Annotated in this window: 15 protein-coding genes and 1 tRNA gene; 3 read left to right on the forward strand and 13 right to left on the reverse strand. The window is 73.0% G+C overall.

Translation table 11 applies throughout. The features are described 5' to 3' along the window. Positions 1-19 precede the first annotated feature (19 nt). On the forward strand, positions 20-688 hold the full coding sequence (locus tag ACE3UN_RS11765; protein ID WP_374675137.1) for a two pore domain potassium channel family protein: 669 nt from the start codon (positions 20-22) through the stop codon (positions 686-688). A 7-nt stretch (positions 689-695) separates the two neighbouring features. On the opposite strand, the gene ACE3UN_RS11770 is transcribed toward ACE3UN_RS11765, so the two are convergent. Further along, positions 696-1,277 carry a GAF domain-containing protein gene (locus ACE3UN_RS11770; RefSeq protein WP_374675138.1) on the reverse strand — a complete coding sequence of 194 codons (582 nt, stop codon included), beginning with the start codon at positions 1,275-1,277 and terminating at the stop codon, positions 696-698. A gap of 202 nt (positions 1,278-1,479) precedes the next feature. Here ACE3UN_RS11770 and ACE3UN_RS11775 point away from each other — a divergent pair, with 202 nt between their 5' ends. Further along, positions 1,480-4,191, forward strand: coding sequence for a hypothetical protein (locus tag ACE3UN_RS11775; protein WP_374675139.1), 2,712 nt, complete (start codon positions 1,480-1,482; stop codon positions 4,189-4,191). Positions 4,192-4,266: 75 nt separating this feature from the next. Here ACE3UN_RS11775 and ACE3UN_RS11780 read toward each other — a convergent pair whose 3' ends face one another. After that, positions 4,267-5,163 (reverse strand): LysR family transcriptional regulator, encoded by an 897-nt coding sequence (locus tag ACE3UN_RS11780; RefSeq protein WP_374675140.1) that lies wholly within the window; start codon positions 5,161-5,163, stop codon positions 4,267-4,269. A 202-nt stretch (positions 5,164-5,365) separates the two neighbouring features. On the opposite strand from ACE3UN_RS11780, the gene ACE3UN_RS11785 reads away from it, so the two are divergent. Then, a complete protein-coding gene (locus ACE3UN_RS11785; RefSeq protein ID WP_374675141.1) occupies positions 5,366-6,679 on the forward strand; it encodes a choice-of-anchor Q domain-containing protein in 1,314 nt (437 codons plus the stop codon). Between the two features lie 65 nt (positions 6,680-6,744). Here the strand turns inward: ACE3UN_RS11785 and ACE3UN_RS11790 are convergent, their stop codons facing one another. The 11 genes from ACE3UN_RS11790 to hemC form a co-directional block, all read right to left on the reverse strand. Continuing rightward, positions 6,745-7,494 carry a helix-turn-helix transcriptional regulator gene (locus tag ACE3UN_RS11790; RefSeq protein ID WP_374675142.1) on the reverse strand — a complete coding sequence of 250 codons (750 nt, stop codon included), beginning with the start codon at positions 7,492-7,494 and terminating at the stop codon, positions 6,745-6,747. A gap of 103 nt (positions 7,495-7,597) precedes the next feature. Next, positions 7,598-8,974: a cytochrome-c peroxidase gene (locus ACE3UN_RS11795; RefSeq protein WP_374675143.1), complete on the reverse strand. Its 1,377-nt coding sequence runs from the start codon at positions 8,972-8,974 to the stop codon at positions 7,598-7,600. Between the two features lie 38 nt (positions 8,975-9,012). Then, a complete protein-coding gene (locus ACE3UN_RS11800) occupies positions 9,013-9,447 on the reverse strand; it encodes a FixH family protein (RefSeq protein ID WP_374675144.1) in 435 nt (144 codons plus the stop codon). A 260-nt stretch (positions 9,448-9,707) separates the two neighbouring features. Continuing rightward, complete coding sequence (locus ACE3UN_RS11805) at positions 9,708-10,514, reverse strand: LytR/AlgR family response regulator transcription factor (protein ID WP_374675145.1); 807 nt, start codon at positions 10,512-10,514, stop codon at positions 9,708-9,710. Continuing rightward, the gene (locus ACE3UN_RS11810) at positions 10,504-11,625 is read right to left on the reverse strand and encodes a sensor histidine kinase (RefSeq protein ID WP_374675146.1); all 1,122 of its coding nucleotides are present in this window, start codon (positions 11,623-11,625) and stop codon (positions 10,504-10,506) included. Before ACE3UN_RS11810 ends, ACE3UN_RS11805 begins: the two co-directional genes overlap by 11 nt. Before the next feature lie 106 nt (positions 11,626-11,731). After that, entirely contained in the window at positions 11,732-12,223 is a 492-nt protein-coding gene (locus ACE3UN_RS11815) for a DUF2938 family protein (protein WP_374675147.1), read from the reverse strand. Positions 12,224-12,843: 620 nt separating this feature from the next. Further along, positions 12,844-12,920, reverse strand: a tRNA-Arg gene (locus ACE3UN_RS11820). 58 nt (positions 12,921-12,978) lie between these two features. Beyond that, entirely contained in the window at positions 12,979-14,232 is a 1,254-nt protein-coding gene (locus tag ACE3UN_RS11825) for a heme biosynthesis HemY N-terminal domain-containing protein (protein WP_374675148.1), read from the reverse strand. A gap of 42 nt (positions 14,233-14,274) precedes the next feature. Then, entirely contained in the window at positions 14,275-15,435 is a 1,161-nt protein-coding gene (locus tag ACE3UN_RS11830; protein ID WP_374675149.1) for a uroporphyrinogen-III C-methyltransferase, read from the reverse strand. Positions 15,436-15,526: 91 nt separating this feature from the next. Then, positions 15,527-16,306 carry a uroporphyrinogen-III synthase gene (locus ACE3UN_RS11835; RefSeq protein ID WP_374675150.1) on the reverse strand — a complete coding sequence of 260 codons (780 nt, stop codon included), beginning with the start codon at positions 16,304-16,306 and terminating at the stop codon, positions 15,527-15,529. 47 nt (positions 16,307-16,353) lie between these two features. After that, positions 16,354-17,313, reverse strand: coding sequence for a hydroxymethylbilane synthase (gene hemC, locus ACE3UN_RS11840; RefSeq protein WP_374675151.1), 960 nt, complete (start codon positions 17,311-17,313; stop codon positions 16,354-16,356). Between the last annotated feature and the right edge of the window lie 44 nt (positions 17,314-17,357).

Below are 17,357 nucleotides of genomic sequence, written 5' to 3' on the forward strand. Positions count from 1 at the left end.
CGACCTGCCCCACCCCGACATGACCGCTGCGCGCCGCTGGATCCGCCTGATCGTCCACCACCCCTCGGCGGTGCTGTTCATCGCCCAGGTGCTGGGCGTGCTGCTGTACCCGCTGCTGGAATCGGCCCGCCACGGCCCGCTGGTGCTGAACGTGTTCGGCCTCGGGGTGCTCATCCTGGCCGTGCGCATGGTGCGCCGCACGCCCGGGCTCACCGGCGTGGCCGTGGCGCTGGCGGCGCCGGCGGTGGTGCTGGCAGGGCTGCAGGTCTTCCTGGGCATGGCCTGGCTGCTGCCGTGGTCCTCGGCGCTGGAAGCGGCGTTCTACTTCCATGCGGCCGCCAGCCTCATCGCCTACATGATGAGCGACGACCGCACCACCGTGGACGAGCTGTTCGCCGCGGCGGCCACCTTCACGCTGCTCGCGTGGGGCTACACCCACCTGTTCGTGCTCACGCAGGCGCTGCAGCCGCAGGCGTTCATCGCCGCCGGCAGCAGCGCGCCGCCGCGCAGCTGGAGCGAACTGAACCACCTCGCCTTCGCGCTGCTGAGCAGCACCGGCATGGGCCCCGTGGTGGCGGAATCGCCCTTCGCCCGCGCGCTGGCCAGCCTGGCCATGCTCACCGGGGTGATGTACCTGGCGACGGTGGTGGCGCGGCTCATCGGCTTCACCGTGCCGCCGCGGCGCTGAGCAGCGGCTAGCTGAAGCGGCGGGTGCCCAGCCGCTGCACCAGCGCGCTGGAGTGGCCCACGAACGCCGCCAGCTCTTCCAGCACGTCGCCGTCCTCGCGGGTGAAGGTCTTGCTCGCATCGCGGCTCGTCACCCACAGGGTGCCCTGCGGTCGGCCGTCGAACGCGAACGGCGCGAGCAGCACCTCCTCGAGCGACACGCCCAGGTCGTCCGCCACGCCGTAATGGCGCGCCGGCTGCACCATCCAGGTCAGGGCGTTGCGGCGCAGCACGTCGCCGCAGGGACTGAAGTGCCGCGGCATGGTCGCCCCCAGCTGCCCCGCCAGGTCGCCCGCGGTGGCGACCCAGCGGAACACCTCGTGCCCATCGGGGCCCGCCGTGACGAGGCTGAGCCCGCTGGCGTGGGCGGCGGTGGCCCGCATCGCCACGTCGATCAGGGCCTGCAAGGCCTGGTCGGGCTGCTCGGCGATGCGCTGGGTGAGCGCCAGCAGGTGCGCCGTGGTGTCCATGGGCGCGGACGCGCGGCGCGCGTGGAGCGCGTCCGAGCGGTCCACGTCGCGGTAGCTGGCACTGAGATGGTCTGGCGACATGCCTTGGGTCCCCCTGGCGACCGCCTTCTCGCCGAGGCGGTCCACGCGGGCTTGTACCTCATCCGCACCGGGACCGACATGGCAGCGCGGCTATTCGCGCCGTGCCCGCGCAGGGGGGCGCCGCCTGGTCCAGCATGGGATGGCCACCCGGCGCGCGGCCCGCCACGCTGCAGGCTTCGTACCGGGTGAGGGAGCAGACACCGTGAACAAGGTGGCCGTCGTCGTGCTGCATGGCGTGGCGGATCAATCGCCGGGCGACACGCTGGAATCCGTGGCGTCGCTGCTGGTGGCGGCCACGCCGGGCGCGCGCTACGAGCGCCGTGCCACGCAGGCGCTCACGCTGGCGGTGCCGCCAGTGCCGCCGGGCGTGGGCGGCGCCGACCCGGGCATCACGCTGACGGACCGGCTGCTGGGCGCGTCCGCCCGGGCCTCCACCGCCTACCGCACCCACCGCGTGCGGCTGCAGCGCAGCGATGCCGGGGGCACGGCCCGGGTCGACCTGTTCGAGATGTACTGGGCCGATCTGTCGCGGCTGTCCGGCTCGGTGCCGCGCATCGTGTCCGAGGTGTTCACCCTGATCTTCCGCCTCTCCCGGCTGGGGGTGGAGGCCGTGGGGGCGCGGGCCGCGGCGCAGCCGGACGCGCGCTGGCGGGCGCTGCATCGCCTGCACGAGCTGCTGGACGCGGCCATGGTCTACCTCATCGCCCCGCTGACGATGGTGCTGGGCCTGTTCGGCCTGCTCATCATGGGCCTGGGTGCCGTGGCGGCGCTGGACGCGGCGGGCCAGCGGCTGCTGGCGCGCAGCGGGCTGCTGCTGGTGGCCGCCGGGGCCGCCTGGTGGGCGCTGTACCGCACGCCCGCGGACGCGCCTGCCTGGCGGCCCCACCGCCACTGGCTGCCCCTGGCCGGCGCCCTGGCCTGGGCGGTGGCCGGCTGGGGCGCTGCCCACCCGGTCCATGTGCCCATGGCCATCATGGCGGCCGCCGCCGGCGCCCTGTACCTGGGCGCGCTCAACGTGGCGGCGCGCCGCTTCCGCTTCGACCTGCGCCTGGCCACCGCCCCGGCCGTGCTCATCGGCGCCACCACCTGCCTGGTGGCCCTGAACGCGGCGCCGGGCGACGCGGCCGGGTGGATGCGTGTGGCCATCGCCGGCCTGGAGCTGGCGCTGCTGGGCATCAAGTACACCTGGTTCCTCATCTGCGGGCTGGCGGTGGGCGTGATGGCCGTGGGCGTGTGGATCTGCTGGCGCGACCGCCACGACTACGGCGCCATCGGCAGCCTGGGCACGGCGCGGCTGGGCAGCATGCTGTCCATCGTCAGCTTCGTGCTGGTCACGTCCATGCTGTGGGCGGCCGTCAGCGCCGGCATCGGCCTGGCCGCGCGCGGCGTGCCGTACCGCCCCATCGCCTTCCCCCTGAGCACCTTGCCCGCGGACCGGCATGCCCAGGTGCCGCCTGCCGCCGGCGCCTGGCCCGGCGCGGTGCCCCCCCATGTGGAGGTGCGCCGCTGCGAGGCCCTGCAGGAGGCGACGCGCGAGGCCGAGCCGGGGCAGCGCGTCACCCGGCGCGAATGCCTGCAGGCCGCCGAGCTGCGTGCGCGCTGGCAACCGTGCACCGCGCCGGCGCCCCCGGACGTGCCGGTGCAGTACCTCACCCGCTGCGCCGTCTGTGCAGGCTGCGACCTGCCGGTGCTGCACGGCAGCCGGGCGGCGCTGCAGGGCTACGTGTACGCCGACGCCTTCCTGCAGGACCGCTACGAGCAGAGCACGCTGGTGTTCGGCCCGGTGGCGGTGCTGGTGCTGCTGCTGTCGGCCTGGGCGATCGCGCTGCTCACGCCGTCGGCGGTGGCCGAGGCGGCGCGCCCGGATGCGGCCACCCCGCATTCGTCGGCGGCGCTGGGCCGCTGGCTCACGCGCGGCTTCCGCTTCGCCGACCGGCTGACCGCCGCGCTGGTCGTGGCCGGCGCAGGGATGAGCGCACTGGTCATGCTGTGGTTCACCGACACGGCCCTGTCCGACCAGTTGCAGGCCGCCCTGCGCGCGTCCGTGGGCGACCCCTCCGACACGATCGGCCAGCTCTCGCGCAGCCTGCTGGGCCCGTTCATCATCAGCGCCGCCAGCGTGGGGGCCGTGCTGGTGCTGTTCGGCGGCGTGCTCTCGCGCGTGCTGCCGGCCATCCGCGGCCCGCTGGACGTGGTGCTGGACGTGGACAACTACCTGCGCGACTTCTCCGCCGATTCGCTGGGTGGCGTGCCGCGCGCCAAGATCTTCGACCGCATGGCCGCCCTGTGGGATCAGGTGGCCGACTACGACCACGTGGTGGTGGTGGCCCACAGCCAGGGCACGGTGATCGCGGCCGACTTCCTGCGCTGGAAGCGGCACCACACGCCCGCCGACGCCGCGTGGCCCCGCATCGAGCTGGTGAGCTTCGGCTCCCCGCTGCGCCAACTCTACGCGGCCCGGTTCCCGGTGTGGTACGGCTGGGTGCTGCAGCCGCACCCGGCGCCGGCCGACAGCGGCACGGCGGCGTCCCCGTGGACCACCGGCCCGGGCCTGGACGGCCTGGGCATCGTGCGCTGGACCAACGCCTACTGCAGCGGCGACTACGTCGGCCGCTGGCTGTGGACCGCGGGCGCGGCCCCCGATCCGCGACGCGGCCACCCCGGCGTGGGGCATCCGCTGGCCGACGCGGTGCTGCCGGCCGCCGCCCCGCGCTGGCCGCGCCCGGACGCCTACGCGCCGTACGACCGCGCCACCTGGCGCGCCGCCGACCCCCGCCGACCCGACTGGCCCAGCCGCCTCGACGTCTGCCTGGGCTACGGCGCCCACACGCGCTACTTCGACGTGGGCAGCCGCTCGGCCGCCTGGCTGATCGACGCCGCCGTGGCGCGCGGGGCGGGGCGCAGGGCCCCCTGAGGCCGCCGCGACGGACGGTGTCGCTGCCCGCGGACGAGCCTCGGGGCCCTGCCCACCTCCGCGGGCCACCTGGCGTCACGCCTGCCGGAACGTCTGCCGAAGGAACGACATGACCTTCTTGATGCGAGGAAGGTACATGTTTTCGTGGTGCACGGTGGCCCACACCTCACGGCCGATGTCGATCTCGTTCTCGAGCAGGGGCACCAGCTCCGTCCTGTGCTGCAGGCAGCACTTCGGCAGCAGGGCCAGCCCGGCACCCGCGACGGCGGCGTTCATCTGGGCCCACGTGCTGTTCGACCGGAAGCTGATGCTCGGCTGATCGACGAGGTTGTCGGGCCAGCGGACCCTGCCGACCTCGGGCACATCGTCGATGTGGCTCACGAAATGGTGGTGCCGGAGGTCGGCTACCGACTCGGGGCGGCCCCGGGCGTCCAGGTAGCGCTGGCCCGCACACAGCACGAACGAGAACCCGCCAATGCGCTCGGACGCCTGGCCCCTGCCCGACAGCTGAACGGGCGACAGGTAGATGTCCACGGCCCGACGCTCCACGTTGACCACCTCGGCGGAGGTGATCAGGTCGAGGTCGATGCCCGGGCACAGCTGCGCGAACGCCTCCATGCGAGGCGCCAGGTAGACCGAGGCGACGCACTCCGTGCTGGCGAGTCGGACCTGACCGTCTGGCGACTTGGTGCCGGCAAGGGCCTGGGTGAACTCCCGCGCACCCAGGCCCATCTTCTCCACGTGGGGCAGGAGCGACTTGCCCAGGGCGTTGACCCGGGTGCCGAGCCGGTGGCGCGTGAACAGGGCACCGCCCACCGTGGCCTCGAGGTGGGCGACCCGCCGGGTGACGGTGGACTGGTTCATGCCGAGCGTGCGAGCCGCCGACATGAAGCTGCGGGCCTCGGCCACGACGTGAAAGACGCGCAGGTCATCCCAGTCGAGGTGGGACAGCGGAATCCTCTTCGTGGGCATGGTGCAAGGGGGGAGGTGAGATGGGGGTGGGCCGCCCGGCGTCCGGCCGGAAGGCGACCCCAGACCCATTGTTCAGGGCGGCCCACCGGGCCGATTGAACGAAACGGCTGACGTGGCCCGGCCCGGGAACGGCACTGTCACGGCAATGTCACTCCCTCTGGTGAAGTGATACCGGGTATCGACTTCACAATCGCCGCCGTCGATGAATACCCCGCGTCCTTTCTGGAATGTGCCGGATGGAAGCGAATGCGGCGTCGATCTGGAAAAACCCTTCACCCGTCCCATGAATCAAGGAAATCAAATGATGAAGAATCGGTTTATTGCCTGCCTGGCCGTGGCGGGCGCGGCCTCGCTGGCGGCACCCGCCACGGCCCTCGCCACCGCCGCGCTGTCTGACGATGTCATGCTCACCGAAATCCGGGCCGATCTCAGCCGCTACGGGGCCACCAACCTCTATCACCTGTACGTCTCGCCGTCCGGCAACGACGCCAACCCCGGCACCGTTGCGCTTCCCCTGCGCACCATTCAACGTGCATCCGAACTGGCCAAGCCGTCGACGACGATCCATGTCGCCCCCGGCATCTACACCGGCAACATCGACTCGCGCGCCTCGGGCACGGCCACGGAGCGCATCGTCTTCATCTCCGACCGTCCCGGCGAGGCCATGGTCATCGGCACCGGCACGGAAACGATGTGGAAGAACAACGGCAGCTATGTGGACATCGTCGGCTTCGACATCAGTGGGCCCGGACGCCTGGGCATCTACAACGCCGGCTCCTACACCAGCATCGTGGGCAACCGCGTGCATGACCTGGCGGTTTCCGGCGGCTGCACCGGCAGCGGGGGCGCCGGGATCCTGAACGGAAACTACAGCGCCATGGGTAACGACATCATTGGAAACACCGTTCGGAATATCGGCAAACGCGGCGGATGCAATGGCGTCCAGGGTATTTACCATTCCAATCTCGGGGGCGTCATCGCGAATAACGTGGTGTCGGGCGCGTCCGCCTGGGGCATTCACCTCTGGCATGCCGCCAACAAGGTGACCATCACCAACAACACCGTGGTGGCCAACGGTTCATCCACCATGGGAGGCGGCATCGTCGTCGGATCCGGCGACAGCCCCGGCGGCATCGTCCTGGACGACACCAAGGTGCACAACAACCTGGTCTTCGACAATCCCCGGTCGGGCATCGAGCAGTACTGCTACACCGGGCAGGCCTGCATCGGTAGCCGCAACACGACCATGAACAACCTGGTGTTCGGCAGCGCCCGCGCCATCACCCTGAAGGTGGGCACCGATGTGGGCACGGTGGCGGCCGACCCGAAGCTGATGAACTACGCGGGTGGCGACTACCGCCTGAAGAAGAAGTCGCCGGCCATCGACGCCGGCACGGCCGATGGGGCGCCGGCCTACGACGTCAACCACGTCAGCCGGCCCGCCGGGGCGGGGTTCGACATCGGCGCCTTCGAGCGTCCGCAGGCGGCCTGCGCGCCGGCCGCCACGTCTCACTGAGCACAGGGGCCGCCCGACCACCGTCCGGTCGCGGCGGCCCGTCCGCCCCGTGCGCGTGTCAGGGGTCATCCCCGCACCAGCATGGCCGGCGCGATGCCGAACATGCGCCGGCAGGTGCGGCTCAGGTGCGCCGAGTCGGCGAACCCGGCCTCGTGCGCCGCCTGGGTCCAGGACAGGCCGGCCATGCCCGCGCCCACCGCCGATTCCACCCTGGCCCAGAGCAGGTAAGCGCGAAACGACAGGCCCGTCTCGTGCACGAACAGGTGGCGGAACCGGCTCGGCGACAGGTGCGCCCGTGCCGCTGCCTGCGCCAGGCACACCGGCTGTGGCAGGCGCGCGCGCAGCCAGGCGATCGACCGCTCGATGCGCGCATCCACGGCACATCGGGCGCACGTCGTGGCCACGAGCCACGACGCAGCCCAGCGGGCCGCAGCGACCAAAGCCTCGTCCGAAGCGCCATCCTCCAGCCCCTGCCTCAATGGCGCCGACAGGGTGCGCACCGCCTCGGCCGGCAACGCGGTGATGGGCTGGGCGCCGTACCGCTGCAGCAAGGCGCGTCCGAGGGGCGTTTCCGGCTCCACGAACACGGTGGCGGTGTCGAGGCCCAGGCCGTCGAAGCTGTGCGCATGATGGGGCATGACCAGGGCGCCGTCGTACGGGCACCAGCGTCCGAACTCGTCGGCCATGGCCAGGCGCCCGCGCAGGGCCAGCGACAGCTGGATGGCGTGGTGCGCGTGGGGTGCGGCCACGCCGGACTGCCGCGCGATCCACAGGCTGCCGCCCGGCCACAGCACCACACGGCCCACGCCGGCCACCGCGGTGGTCCTCGGGCCCCGTGTGCCGTCGCCGGCCTGCGCGGGCGTACCCGCCCGTGCCCTGGCCCGGATGGGCCGGACACACGGGCCCTGGCCAGGTCGCTCAGCGCCCATGGTGCGACCCCGTGACCGGCGAGGCGCCCGAGGGACCGGCCACCGTGGCGGGCGGTGTCCCGACGGCCGGCAGGGCGTCGTCGCTGAGCGCGTGGAGGAAGGCCACCAGCCGGGCGATCTCGACATCGTCCAGATCGATGGGTACCCGGCTGGCGTGGCCGCCGGCCGCGGTGCCGTCACGGCGGTGGGCCAGCTCCGAATGGCCGACGGCGGCCGGTGGCGAGGCCACATAGTGGCGCACCACGTCCTCCAGAGTCGTGAACTGGCCGGCATGCATGTAAGGTGGACGCTGCGCCACGCCACGCAGTCCCGGTGTCTTGAACGCCCCTTCGAGCGCCGGATCGTCCACCACCATGAAGCGCAGCTCCTGGCATTGTTCCGGCCGTGCATCGCTGAAGGGTCCCAGGCAGTTGAACTCGTCGTCGCGCACGGCGGCCGGGGCCGCGGCCCGGCCCCGATCAGGGCGCCCTGCGTCGCGTGGCGGCACACCGGTGTTGTGGAACTGTTGGTCACTGAACAGCGGGCCGTTGTGGCAGCTCACGCACTGCGCCTTGCCGATGAACAGGCGCAGCCCCTGGACCTCATCGGCGCTCATCAGCCCATCGGCGCGGCTGTCCCCACTGGCGACGGCGTCGATGTAGCGGTCCAACCGGGTCGGGGCGTGCTGCAGCGACTTCTCGTAGGCAGCGATCGCCTTGCCGACATTGGCGAACACGCGTGACACCGCCTGGCGTCGCCGTGGTTCAAGGGCCGCCCAGGCTGCCTGATCGGCCAGGCTGCCCCGGGGGCTTGCCTCGCCCGGCAGGCCGTCGAGCGGCGGCAGGGCACCAAACACCACCTGGTAGGCGCCTGCGTGCTGTGCCGCCACGTGATGCGCCACGTGCATCCGGGTGGTCCCGTGCTCCACCGGGTCTTCGAGCGGCCCGAGCGCCTGCGACCACAGGCTGTCCTTGCGCCCGTCCCAGAAAAGCCAGGTGGCGTGGCCCGCACCGACGATCGGCATGGCCCGGCGCGAGCCCGTCCCGAGGCCCTGGCTGACCGCCAGACCGTCCTGGAACTGCCGGGCCGGATCGTGGCAGCTGGTGCATGAGACACGGCCATGGCGGCTGAGCCCTGCATCTGCGAACAGACGCCGTCCGAGCTCGATGGCCGCCGGATCCCCCTCCGCGGCGTTCGACGGGTCCGCCGGGACGGGCGGCAGCTGCCTCAGGCTGAGTGTCGCCAGCACGTGCATCTCGTCGGTGCGCCAGGGCGGGGTGACCCCCGTCAGCCTCTGGCCCGCGTCGGCCACGTTCACCATCAACGCGCCCGACAGCGTGGCCGCGACGGAGCCCAGCAGCCAAGCGATCGAATGGATTCTTCGCATGTTGCTCTCCTTGCAGGCACCGGGGCTCGACACCCGCGTCACCGGCCGACCGCCGGATCCACGACGGTGTGGAAGGTCACGCGGTCCGCTCCGGCGGGACCGTCGATGGCCAGCTTGATCTCCCACCAACCGGTCATGCTGAACTTCACCCCTTCGACCACATAGGCCCCGGGCGCGGGTTCACGCGTCACTTGCGGCTGGGTGGGCAGGCCGTGGCCGTGCTGCGGCATCCCGCCGTCCACATCGATCCGGGCGTGGGACACCGGCAATCCGTCCGGCGTACTCAGGTGGATCTGCCACGCGTGCAGCCGGTTGATGGCCGCCGCGGGAACGGGCGGCACGAGCGTAACGACATATGTGCCGGCGTCGCTGGCGCGCGTCAGCGCGAGGTCCAGCGCCTTGGGCGGCGCCATGCAGGCAGCGTTGATGACCGCGGCGGCCAGCGACGAGGCGAGGATCGAGAGTCGTTGCATGAAGGGGTCTCCGGGGAAGGCGGTGGGTGTGGAAGTCGGTTTCACCCGTCGACCGGTGCGTCGCCAGGCAGGACGCACTGTCGGCCCTGCCCGCCAGGGGTGGAATCACCGCGCGATCAAAGGTCGGCCAACGTCCGGCAACGGTCGATCACGTCGACCGAACGGTGGACTTCCCGGAGGCGGTCGGACGCCAGCCCCCCAGGCGGGCGCGTGGTGGCTTCGGCTGCCGCGGGCAGCCCCGGGGCGCCCGAGAGGCCTGCCTACATCGGGCGGAACAGGTGCGAGAACGCGCGGCTGACCTTCAGCGGCCGCGGCAAGCCGCGCACCGCCAGGCTGTAGTGACCGATGTCGTCGCGCGTCGCGCTCAGGATGGCGTTCGCGTTGACCATCACGCTGCGGTGCACCTGCAGGAAGTCGGTCGAATCGATGCGCGCCATCAACTCGCGCAGGCTCATGCGCACCAGCGCTTCACCGGTCGCCGTCACCACGTTCACGTACTTGTCGGCGGCCTCGAAACACACGACGTCGGCCACCGGGATCATGCGCACGACGTTGCCCACGCCGGCACGGATCACCTTGATGCGCTCGCCGGTGGCGGCTGGCGGCGCGGCAATGGACTGCACGCGCTGCATCAGCGCGGCGCGCTCCCCGGCCGCAGGCCGATCGGCGCGTGCTGCGAGCCGTGCCTTCAGGCGCTCCACCGTCTGCTGCAGCCGCTCGGCCGTGACCGGCTTGAGCAGGTAGTCCACCGCCGCCCGTTCGAAGGCGGTGACGGCAAATTCGTCGAAGGCGGTGACGAACACGAACAGCGGCTCGGCACGCTCGTCGGGCCACTCGTCGGCCACCACCTCGGCCACCTCCAGCCCGCTGCGGCCGGGCATGCGGATGTCCAGGAACAGCACATCGGGCGCCTCGGCCAGGGCCATCTCCGTCGCACGCAAGCCGTCGTCCGCCACGCCTGCCACGCGCAGCTCGGGCCATGCCTGAGCCAGCATGCGCGACAGCGTGCGGGCGAGCACCGGCTCGTCCTCGGCCAGGATGGCCGTGGGTGCGTCTTCATGGGCCATTCAGCGCCTCCGTGGGGGGGGTGGGCAGGAACACGAGAGATCGCGTCCCGCGGGGGGACAGCGGCTGCAGGTCCAGGCGCGCGGCGGGGCCGTACACCACCCGAAGCCGTTCGCGCACGTGCCACAGCCCGTAGCCCGTGCCCCTGCCCTGCCCCGGCGCCGGCGACGCCGGCGGGTCATCGGGCGGCAACGGCTGCGCCGGTGGCAGGCCCAGGCCGTCGTCGTCCACGCGCACTTCGATCCCGGGGCCGGTCAGGCGGGCCACCACCTCGATGCGGCCCGGGCCGACCTTGGGCTCCAGGCCGTGCTTGATCGCGTTCTCCACCAGCGGCTGCAGCAGCATGGGTGGCACCGGGACGTGCTCCAGCGCGGCGGGCAGCTCGAGATGCCAGGTCAGCCGAGGCCCCATGCGCAGCGACATGATCTCCAGGTAGGCGCGCAGCTGGGCGAACTCCCGGCCCAGCGGCACCGCCTCGGTTTGCGAGGCGGCCAACGTGGCGCGCAGGTAGACGATCAGGCGGTCGATCATCGCCTCGGCCCGATCCGCGTCGTCACGGACCAATCCGCGCACGTTGGCCAGGGTGTTGAACAGCATGTGCGGCTCGAGCTGCGCACGCAGCAGGCGCAGCTCGGCTTCCACCGCGAGGTGTTGCGCCTGCGCGCGCGCGGCGGCCTCCCTGGCGAGTCGTTCGCGGGCAGCGAAGTGGCGCAGTCCCAGGCCACCCACCAGCACGGTGAAGAGAACCGGCACCAGGCTGACGTGCTGCAGCCCGAACAGGCGCGTCGGCTCGCCGAGCAGCAGGAAGGCGATCTGGTGTCCGACGAGGTAGCCAGTGGGAATGGCGATGGCGCCGGTCAGTAGCCAGCGGGGCCCGGGGGCGAGGCGCTCGAGACGACGGCGGCGCCGCAGCCACACCACACTCGCGATCATCGTGAGCCCGACACACTCGGAGAACACGAGCAGCCGGGGAAAACTGTCCAGGCCGGGCACGAGGATGAACAGCAGGGCCGCAGCGACGGCCCAGGCCACGACGGAAGCGGCCAGGAACGCCACGGCACCGCCCGGCGTACTGGGCAGCAGGGCGGATCGGGGCGTCGGCGACAGGTACATGGGCGGGGCGGCAGCGTCAGCCCGGCCGCCTGTCGGCTGACCCAGGCGTCGTGAGGCTGACGATGCAATGTACGGTCGGCATCGGCCCGCGCCAAGGCGGTCGAGCCTAGAGGACTTCCCCGAGCGCCATGGCGGCGCCCACGCCGAGCCCGTAGGGCAGGTGCGAGACCATGCTGGCCAGCAGGGCGTTGCTGCCACGCGGGCCGCGCCGCCCGAACCATCCCCAGCCGAACGCCGGCAGCAGCAGCAGCCAGGGCAGCAGCGACGTGAGCGCGCCGAAGGCCAGCCCGCCCCACAGCCGCGCACCGGGTTCCGTCCAGCCGGCGGCCTGCACCCAGGCGGCATAGAGCAAGGCCACGCCGCCGCCGCCGACGAGCAGGTGGAAGACCCAGCCCGCCAGCACCTCTGCGCGCCGGGCCGGGGACAGGCTGATGTCGGCATGCGACCATTGCCCGCGCAGCAGGCCGAGCGCCCAGCGGCCCACGAGCCCCACGCTGACGCCGCTGGTCAGACCGGCGCGCAGCGCGAGTGTCTCGGTGATGTCCATCATGACGGCGCCGACGATCCCGCCGGCATAGGCGAGGACAAAGTGGTTCACGGCGAAGCTCCTTCACGAGCGGCCGGGCCGCCCTGGCGCTGAGGTCAAGGGAACCGGCGGGTGACTCCGTCACTGCCGCCGGTGTCGTGCGGCAGGCCCTCGGGCTCAGGTCGCGGTGCAGGCGCCCGTGGCGCCGCAGCGGCACTGCGCGCCGCACTGGCACTGCGGGCCGCACGGGCACTGCGGGGCGCAGGCGGCCGGCGCGATGGGACCTTGGCAGCCGCAGGTGCAGCTGCGGCCGGGGCAGCTGGCGCATTGGCAAGGGCTCTGGGGCGTGGCGTTCATGGTGGGCTTCCTTCAGGTGGCATCGACGACGGGATGTCTTCGATGCCTGCACTGTCGGCCCCACCGTCGCTGGCTCACAGCCACGTGCGACGAGCGGTCAACCGCCGTGCGCGAAGCGTCCGTGGGATCTACCGGATGGTCCGGGCATCCACACCGCACCACGGCACCACCGCACCACCGCACCCCGCGGCGGACCCGCAGCCCCGCCAAGAAAGGCGCAGCCGATGAAAGCGCGGCCCATAGAGCCTGGCCCATAGAGCCTGGCCCATAGAGCCCGGCCAATGAAAAACGGGCCAGTCCTTGCGGACTGGCCCGTTGATTCTGTTGTTGTTATTTGGCGCGGCTGGCAGGATTCGAACCCACGACCCCTTGGTTCGTAGCCAAGTACTCTATCCAACTGAGCTACAGCCGCGCTGAAGCTAGCAGTATAGCAGCGGTTTTTTCAACGTGTCCAGTCCCCCGCGCGTTTTTCAGTCGATGGCCGCGGCGCGCTGGTCGTAGGTGGCGGCGAGGTCCTCGCGGTTCTCCTCGCGGGCGATGGCCGCGAGGCAGCGCAGGGCCTGGCGGCGCACCGGGGCCGGCAGGCCCGCGGCGGACGCCGTCTGCTCGAGCATGCGGCGCGCCTTGCCCCAGAGCTGGCGGTCGGCGAACGCCATGGCGGCGGCGGCCACCAGCGCAGGCTCGTGCCCGTGCGCGGACAGGGCGGCCTCGATGCGCGGCAGCCAGTCGTTGCCGATGCCGGGTGCGCAGTCGATCAGCGCGAGCGCCAGCTCCTCGCGGTCGTCCGGACCGGCGGCGGCGATGGCGTCCCACGCGGGCTCGAGCCACAGCCGGCCCTGGGCGGCATGGCCCAGCGCGTTCGCGCGCCGCGCCGCGCGCGACACGACGAACGCGTCGCGGCGGTCCTGGGCGTCGAGCTGGGCCCACACACCGCGCAGCTGCTCGATGTCGTAGGCCTGGTCGATGGCCTCCATGGCCAGCGAGCGCAGCAGGGACTGCGCGGCCGGCGCCGAAAAGCCCTGGTGCTTGGCCAGCAGGCGCGCCGTCTGCAGGGCATCCAGCGGGCGGCGCTGCACGCGCGCGGCCTGCAGCTTCAGGCGAAGGGCCTGGGTGCGGCGCGCCACGCCGGGCGGCAGCTCGGCCAGCAGGGCCAGTCCACGTTCGGCGTCACGCTCTTCCAACGCCCATTCGGCGCTCAGCAGTTGAAGGCCGTCGAAGGCCGTGCCGGCGCCCGCACCGGCCTTGCCACGCACCAGTGCCAGTGCGGCCTGCACCCGCTCGTCGCGGGCGCGGCGGTCCTGCAGGCGGTGCAACCCGCTGGCGGCGATCATCTGCGCCAGCACGGTGAACTGGACGTCGCCGCGCAGCGCCTCGCAGCTCGATTGCAGCTCGAGTGCACGCTGGGCCGCCCGCTGCGCCCGCGCGTAGCGGGCCGCGAACAGCTCCGCCAGCGCCTCGCGCAGGGCCTCGCCGGCGCCACGCTCGCGCTTCTGCTCGCGCCACTCGCGCGCCCGGGTGGGCAGGCTGAGCAGCGACTGCATGGCCTGCATGCCCGTGAAGACGATGAAGATGCCCGCCAGCAGCGCCAGCAGGAACAGGTTGAGCGACAGGTCCACCCGCCACTCGCCATAGAACACGGCCACCAGTGCGTCGTTGCGCCCCAGCGCGGTGGCGGCCACCACCGCCGCCGTGAACAGCAGCACCAGCCAGATCACCGAACGCATGCGTGGGCTTGCCCTTGGTCGTGATGGAGCACCGGCGCCCTCTCAGCGCCCGGCGGACGCGGCCGCCAGGGCCGCGAGCGTCTCGTCGGGCCGGGGCAGGTTGGCCTGCCGGGCCTGCGCGGCCACCTGGCGCAGCAGGTCCTGGGTGAGGACGACGCGGCGCGACTTGGCGTCGAAGTAGCGCTCGAGCACCGACTGGGCCAGCGCCAGGTCGGTCTGGGCCTGGTCGAACTGGCGCGACAGCAGCGACAGCCGGGCGTTCAGCACCCGCAGCTTGAGGTTCTCGCGCAGGTAGTAGGCCTGCTCGGGTGCGATGAGCATGGCTTCGGGCCGCTCGATGTGGGTGACGCGCACCAGCGAGCGGATCTCGGCCCAGGTCTCGGCGGCGGCCTGCTGCCACAGGCGCTGGCCCCAGCCCATCCAGGCGTCGACGCCCGACCCGCTGGCGGGCCGCACCGGCCCGGCCGGCGCGGCGCTGGCGGCCGCGGCGGGGGGCGCCGCGCGCGGGGTGGCGCGGCGCTCGGGCGCGGACAGCAGCGGCAACTCGTCGATCTGGCGGACCGCCTCGTCCAGGCGGATGGACAGCGTCGGCACGTCGGCCACGCTCACCGCCCGGGCACGCTCCAGGTCGCGTGCCACGGCACGGCGCACGCGCTCCAGGCGCGGCTGGTTGTAGCGCGCCAGACGTTCGTCCGCCTGGCGCAGCACGGCCACCAGCGGCTCGGCACTGCCGGTGATGGCGGACTGCTGCTGCGCCACGCGCAGGGCGGCTTCGACATCGGCCAGCACGTTCTCGTCGCGCGAGCGCGACAGCGACTGGATGAGCTCCTCCACCTGCGTGCGCTGCAGGGCGGACTCGGCCACACGGGCCTCCACCAGGCCGAGCTTGCTGGCGACCTCGGCCGCCGTCTCGTGGGCCTGCTTGGCCAGCAACCGGGCCTCGGTGGATTGGTCCTGGCTGGTCTGCTGGCGGCGGACGAGCTCCTGCTCGAGCGCCTTCACACGCTGCTGGGTGCTCCAGACGAGGGACAGGCTGACCACCGCGACCAGCACGGCGGCGCCGGCGGCCAGCGGCACGGCGGCCGATCTCCACGGCGGGGCGGGCCGCGCGGGCACGGCGGCCGACGCGGCAGCCGGCGCCGCCGGTGCCGGCGCAGCGGCTTCGGGCGCCGGGGGGGACGGGGGCAGTTCGGAAGCGTTCACGGTCGCGCGGGATTGTATCGACGGCCCTCGGGCGGTCGGGGCGCCGCGGCGTGTGCACCACACAGCCGGAGCGGGGGATGGGCGGCAGCGCTCAGGCGGCCCCGCAGCCGTGGGCCAGGGCCGCGGCCACGGCCTCGGGGGTGGGCCGGATCTCCTGCACCTGGCCGAAGCCGGCGGCGCGAGCGCGCTCGGCAATGCGGGGGTGCGAGGCCAGGGCCAGCGACCCCGACCAGTCGGCCCCCGGCAGCAGCGTGTCCAGGTGGTCCAGCGCTTCCGAGCTGCTGAGCAGCCACGCGTGCCACTCGGGCTCGGCGAGGGCCCGGGCGGCCAGCGCGTGCTCGTCGGCGTTCCACGCCGGCGCCGCGCGCCGGTAGGTCTGCACGAACTCCACCTGGGCGCCGGCCTCACGCAGGCGCTCGGCGAGCCAGCCGCGGCCCCCATCGCCCCGCACGATGGCCACGCGCGCGCCGTGCCAGGCGCGACGTGCGGCCAGCAGCGGCCACAGCGCCTCGGAATCGAACTGCGGGGCGTCGGCGGGCGGGCACACCAGCGACTCGGCAGGCACGCCCGACGCCCGCAGCACGGTGGCCGTGCCCGGGCCGACGGTGGCGGCGAGCGTGCCCGACGGCCAGGCCGGCAGGGCGCTGCCCTCGGCCACCACCGCGAACAGGGCCTGCGCCGCGTTGGGGCTGACGAACATCACCAGGGCCGCCGGCGCAGGCGGACCGGCCCGCAGGCTGTGGAACCAGTCGCGCAGCGCGGCCGCGTCACCGGCCGGGGTGATGTCGATCAGGGGCAGCAGCGCCGCGTCCACCCCCAGCGCCTGCAGCTTGGCCACCCACGGCCCGCCCTGCGCGCGCGGCCGTGTCACCAGGGCCTGTCGCCCACGCGGCGAGGGCGATGGGGGCAAGGGAGACGTCAAGGCGCGGGGGCCGCCAGGTAGGCGTCGGCGCCGGCGGCACGCAGCCGCTCGGCCGCGTCGCGGCCCAGGGCCTCGGCGGCGGCGGTGTCGGGCACGGGGCCGGTCAGCTCGGCGCGCAGCATCGGCTGCAGCGGGTCCTGCCCATGGCCCAGTGCCACGGCCAGGTGCAGCGTGCCATCGGGCGCCACGGTGGCGTGCGCGGCCAGCGGCACGGAACAGCTGCCGCCCAGGGCACGCGAGACAGCACGCTCGGCATGCGTGGCCAGCCAGGTGGGCTCGTGATTCAGCCGCGCCAGCGCGGCGGCCAGCTCGGCGTCATCGGCCCGGATCTCCAGGCCGAGCGCGCCCTGGCCGGCGGCGGGGATCATCTGCGACTCGCTGAACACCGAGCGGATGCGCGCGGCCAGGCCCAGCCGCTTCAGCCCGGCCGCGGCCAGCACGATGGCGTCGTACTGGCCCTCGTCCAGCTTGCGCAGCCGGGTGTCCAGGTTGCCGCGCAGCGGCTCGATGCGCAGGTCGGGCCGCAGGGCCTTGATCTGCACCACCCGGCGCAGGCTGGAGGTGCCCACGCAGGCCCCCTGCGGCAGCGCGGCCAGGTCGGCGTACTGGTTGGACACGAAGGCGTCGCGCGGGTCCTCCCGCTCCAGGATGGCCGCCAGCACGAAGCCGGGCGGCAGGTCCATCGGCACGTCCTTCAGCGAATGCACGGCCAGGCGCGCCTGGCCGCTCTCCAGCGCGGTCTCCAGCTCCTTCACGAACAGGCCCTTGCCGCCCACCTTGGACAGGCTGCGGTCGAGGATCTGGTCGCCGCGGGTCGTCATGCCCAGCAGGTCGGCCGGCAGGCCGAGCTCGGCGCCGAGGCGGTCGCGGACATGCTCGGCTTGCCACAGGGCCAGGCGGCTCTCTCGGGTGGCGATGACGACAGGGGAGGACGAGGGGGATGCAGCTCGGGACATGGCGCGGATTATCCCCTCGCCCGGGCCGGCTGATAGCATCGCGT

The sequence above is a fragment of the Ideonella sp. genome (assembly GCF_041918995.1).
In the GTDB taxonomy this organism is placed as follows: domain Bacteria; phylum Pseudomonadota; class Gammaproteobacteria; order Burkholderiales; family Burkholderiaceae_C; genus Ideonella.

Coding starts and splice junctions, on each gene's coding strand:
- ACE3UN_RS11765 (WP_374675137.1), top strand. CDS start 20: ATGACCGCTGCGCGCCGCTGGATCCGCCTGATCGTCCACCACCCCTCG.
- ACE3UN_RS11780 (WP_374675140.1), bottom strand. CDS start 5,163: ATGCCCACGAAGAGGATTCCGCTGTCCCACCTCGACTGGGATGACCTG.
- ACE3UN_RS11805 (WP_374675145.1), bottom strand. CDS start 10,514: ATGGCCCATGAAGACGCACCCACGGCCATCCTGGCCGAGGACGAGCCG.
- hemC (WP_374675151.1), bottom strand. CDS start 17,313: ATGTCCCGAGCTGCATCCCCCTCGTCCTCCCCTGTCGTCATCGCCACC.
- ACE3UN_RS11795 (WP_374675143.1), bottom strand. CDS start 8,974: ATGCGAAGAATCCATTCGATCGCTTGGCTGCTGGGCTCCGTCGCGGCC.
- ACE3UN_RS11800 (WP_374675144.1), bottom strand. CDS start 9,447: ATGCAACGACTCTCGATCCTCGCCTCGTCGCTGGCCGCCGCGGTCATC.
- ACE3UN_RS11770 (WP_374675138.1), bottom strand. CDS start 1,277: ATGTCGCCAGACCATCTCAGTGCCAGCTACCGCGACGTGGACCGCTCG.
- ACE3UN_RS11810 (WP_374675146.1), bottom strand. CDS start 11,625: ATGTACCTGTCGCCGACGCCCCGATCCGCCCTGCTGCCCAGTACGCCG.
- ACE3UN_RS11825 (WP_374675148.1), bottom strand. CDS start 14,232: ATGCGTTCGGTGATCTGGCTGGTGCTGCTGTTCACGGCGGCGGTGGTG.
- ACE3UN_RS11785 (WP_374675141.1), top strand. CDS start 5,366: ATGAATACCCCGCGTCCTTTCTGGAATGTGCCGGATGGAAGCGAATGC.